Source organism: Kutzneria sp. 744 (assembly GCF_000568255.1).
In the GTDB taxonomy this organism is placed as follows: domain Bacteria; phylum Actinomycetota; class Actinomycetes; order Mycobacteriales; family Pseudonocardiaceae; genus Kutzneria.
In genome coordinates this window covers 10,147,065-10,150,911 of record NZ_KK037166.1, presented here as the reverse complement: position 1 = coordinate 10,150,911, position 3,847 = coordinate 10,147,065, and the positions used below count along the sequence as shown (strand labels likewise).

General features: G+C 73.7%; 2 protein-coding genes and 1 pseudogene. All 3 read left to right on the top strand.

From position 1 onward, the window contains the following. Positions 1-227 (top strand): hypothetical protein (locus tag KUTG_RS46240; RefSeq protein WP_043726262.1); only part of this gene is annotated, 227 nt, incomplete at its 5' end. Positions 228-256: 29 nt separating this feature from the next. Beyond that, positions 257-3,307: pseudogene (locus KUTG_RS46235) on the top strand (acyltransferase domain-containing protein); the annotation flags it as partial. Further along, positions 3,304-3,847: FAD-dependent monooxygenase (locus KUTG_RS46230; protein ID WP_043726259.1), on the top strand; the 544-nt coding region annotated here is incomplete at its 3' end. The pseudogene KUTG_RS46235 and the gene KUTG_RS46230, both read left to right, overlap by 4 nt.

Genomic DNA, 3,847 nt, shown 5'->3' with positions numbered 1-3,847 from the left:
CGGCGGCGCAGGACGTGCCGGAAGCCGCGCTGCGCCGGGCGATGGCCACCGTGCCGCTCGCGCGGCTGCGTGAGATCGGCGTGCTCGAAGCGTTGCTGCGGCTCGTTTCCGACGCCGACACCAGCCCCGAATCCAGCCCCGTGGCCGAGGAAGAGCCGGCGGACGGGATCGCCGACATGAGCGTCGAGCACCTGGTACGCCTGGCGCTGGACGGCTCCGTCAACTGACCGAGGAGATCACGTTGTCCGCATCTGAGAACACCGAACGGATCGTGGCGGCGCTGCGGGCCGCCCTCACCGACAACGAGCGGCTCAAGCGGGAGAACGCCCGGCTGGAGTCGGCCGCGCACGAGCCGATCGCCATCGTCGGCATGGGCTGCCGACTGCCGGGCGGGGTGACCTCGCCGGACGAGCTGTGGCGCATGGTCGAGGCCGGGGCCGACGGCGTGACGCCGTTCCCGGCCGACCGGGGCTGGAACACCGAGCGGCTCTACGACCCCGACCCGGCCCGCGCCGGCGCCTCCTACGTCCGCGAGGGCGGCTTCCTGCACGACGCCGCCGAGTTCGACGCAGGCTTCTTCGGCATCGCGCCTCGGGAGGCCCTGGCCATGGATCCGCAGCAGCGGCTGCTGCTGGAGTCCGCCTGGGAGACGTTCGAGCACGCCGGCATCGACCCGACCGGGCTGCGGGGCAGCCGCGTCGGTGTCTACATCGGACACATGTACCACGACTACGCCGGGCGGCTGCGGGAGATCCCGACGGACGTCGAGGGCCTGCTCGGGATCGGCAACTCCGGCAGCGTGGCGTCCGGCCGCATCTCGTACACGCTCGGTTTCGAGGGCCCGTCGCTGACCGTGGACACGGCATGCTCGTCGTCGCTGGTCACGATCCATCTCGCTGTGCGGGCGCTGCGGTCCGGCGAGTGCTCGATGGCGCTGGCCGGCGGCGTGGCCGTGATGGCGACGCCGGGCGTGTTCGTGGAGTTCTCGCGGCAGCGCGGGCTGGCGCCCGACGGGCGGTGCAAGGCGTTCGCGTCCGCGGCCGACGGCACCGGCTGGTCGGAGGGGCTCGGCCTGGTGCTGCTGGAGCGTCTGTCCGACGCGCGGCGCCACGGGCACCGGGTGCTGGCCGTGGTCCGCGGCACCTCGGTCAACCAGGACGGCGCGTCCAACGGCCTGACCGCGCCCAACGGGCCGTCCCAGCAGCGTGTCATCCGGGCGGCGCTGGCCGACGCCGGCCTCACCACGGAGGACGTGGACGCGGTCGAGGCGCACGGCACCGGCACGCCGCTGGGCGACCCGATCGAGGCGCAGGCGCTGCTCGCCACCTACGGCGCGAACCGGCCGGCCGACCGGCCGCTGTGGCTGGGGTCGCTGAAGTCCAACATCGGGCACGCCCAGTCGGCGGCCGGCGCGGCCGGTGTGATCAAGATGGTGCAGGCCATCCGGCACGGCATCCTGCCCAGGACGCTGCACGTGGACGAGCCGACGACCAAGGTGGACTGGACCGGCGGCGTCGAACTGCTGACGGAGCAACGGGACTGGCCGAGCGTCGACCGGCCGCGTCGGGCCGCGGTGTCGTCGTTCGGCGTGAGCGGCACCAACGCGCACGTCATCATCGAAGCGGCGCCGGAAACGGCTGCTGGCCCCGTCGAACGGTCCACGTCGGCGGTCTTCCCCTGGGTGCTCTCGGCGCGGTCGACCGCGGCGCTGCGGGATCAGGCGGCCCGGCTGCGGGACTTTGCCCAGGCGCGGCCGGAGATCGACTCCGCCGACATCACGCATTCCCTGCTGGCCACCCGGGCCCGTCTCGACCGCCGGGCTGTGGTGATCGCCGGCGACCGGGCCGAGGCGCTGGCCGGGCTGGCCGCACTGGCCGGCGGCGCGTCGTCGGCGCACGTGGTGACCGGCAAGGCCGACATCGACGGCAAGGTCGCCTTCGTGTTCCCGGGCCAGGGCGCGCAGTGGGCCGGTATGGGCGCGGAGCTGCTGGACACCGCACCGGTCTTCGCCGACCGGATCGCCGAGTGCGAGGCCGCGCTCGCCCCGCACATCGACTTCTCGGTCATCGACGTGCTGCGGCAGCGGGACGGCGCGCCGTCGCTGGACCGGGTCGACGTCGTGCAGCCGGTGACGTTCGCGGTCATGGTGTCGCTGGCCGCGCTGTGGCGGTCGTACGGCGTCCAGCCGGATGCCGTGGTCGGTCACTCGCAGGGCGAGATCGCGGCGGCGGCGGTGTCCGGCGCACTGTCGCTCGACGACGCCGCGCTGGTGGTCGCCCGGCGCAGCCAGGCGATCGGCGCCATCGCCGGCAAGGGCGCGATGGCGTCGGTGCTGCTGCCCGTGGAGGAGGTGCGGCGCCGGGCGCAACGCTGGAGCCCGGACGTCGAGATCGCCGCGGTCAACGGGCCCGGCGCGACCATCCTCAGTGGGCCGGCGCCCGCGATGGACGACGTGGTGGCCGAGCTGACCGCCGACGGCGCCCAGGTCCGCCGGGTGCCGGTGGACTACGCGTCGCACTCCCGGCACGTCGAGGAGATCGCCGACGACCTGCACCGGGTGCTGGCCCCCGTGACGGCGGGCCGTCCCGAGGTCCCGATGCTGTCCACGGTGACCGGCGAGTGGGTCTCCCCCGGCCAGGTCGACGCCGATTACTGGTACGAGAACCTGCGCCGGACCGTGCGGTTCGCCGAGGCCACGGCGACGCTGCGCGAGCAGGACCACGACGTCTTCATCGAGATGAGCCCGCACACCGTGCTGCTGCCGGCGATCCAGCAGACGCTGGAGCAGGCGTCCGGCCCCACGGTGGTGGCCGGTTCGCTGCGCCGCAACGACGGCGGCCTGCGGCGGTTCCTCACGTCGCTGGCCGAGGTGCACGTGCGTGGTGTGCCGGTGGCGTTCCCGTCGGCCGGTGACACGGTCGAGCTGCCGGCCTACGCGTTCCAGCGGCGGCGTTACTGGCTGGAGTCGACCGTCGTGGTCGGCTCGGCCGACGCGGTCGACCTGCCGGCCGACACCGAGGACGACCTGGCCGCCCGGCTCGCGGGCCTGCCGGCGGAGCGACGCGAGGAGGAGCTGCTGGCCTTCGTGCGCACCGCGACCGCCGGCGTGCTCGGGCACGACGACAGCGACGAGATCGCCGACGACGACAGCTTCTTCGACATCGGCTTCACCTCGTTGACCGCGGTGGAGCTGCGCAACCGGCTGAGCGAGACCAGCGGCATGGCCCTGCCGACGATGCTGCTGTTCGACCAGCCCACCCCCGCCATGGTCGCCGAGTACCTGGCCCAGCGAATGGAACTGGCATGAACACCGATGTCCTCGTCGTCGGCTACGGCCCCGTCGGCCAGACGCTGGCCATCCTGCTGGCCCAGCGGGGCCACCGCGTGACCGTCGTGGAACGCTGGCACGAGCCGTACACGATGCCACGCGCGGTGGCGTTCGACAGCGAGGCGGCCCGCATCCTCGCCGCCGCCGGCGTGGCCGACCACATCCGGCAGTTCGCCGAACCGTCCGGCGAGTACCGGTGGCTCGGCGTCGAGGGCCAGACCCTGCTGTCCATCGAGGCCTCCGAGAACGGCCGGTGCGGCTGGCCGGACTCGCTGTCGATGTACCAGCCCGGCCTGGAGGAGGCGCTGATCCGGCGCGGCGCCGAGCTGCCGACGCTGACCGTGCGGCGTGGGCACGAGGCCGTCGACCTGATCGAGCACGACGACCACGTCGAGCTCGTCATCCGGCCCACCGCCGGCGGCCAGGAGGAGACCGGTCGGCCGCGTGGATCGTCGGCTGCGACGGCGCCAACAGCTTCGTGCGCGCCGCCATCGGGGCCGGCAGCACGGACCTCGACTT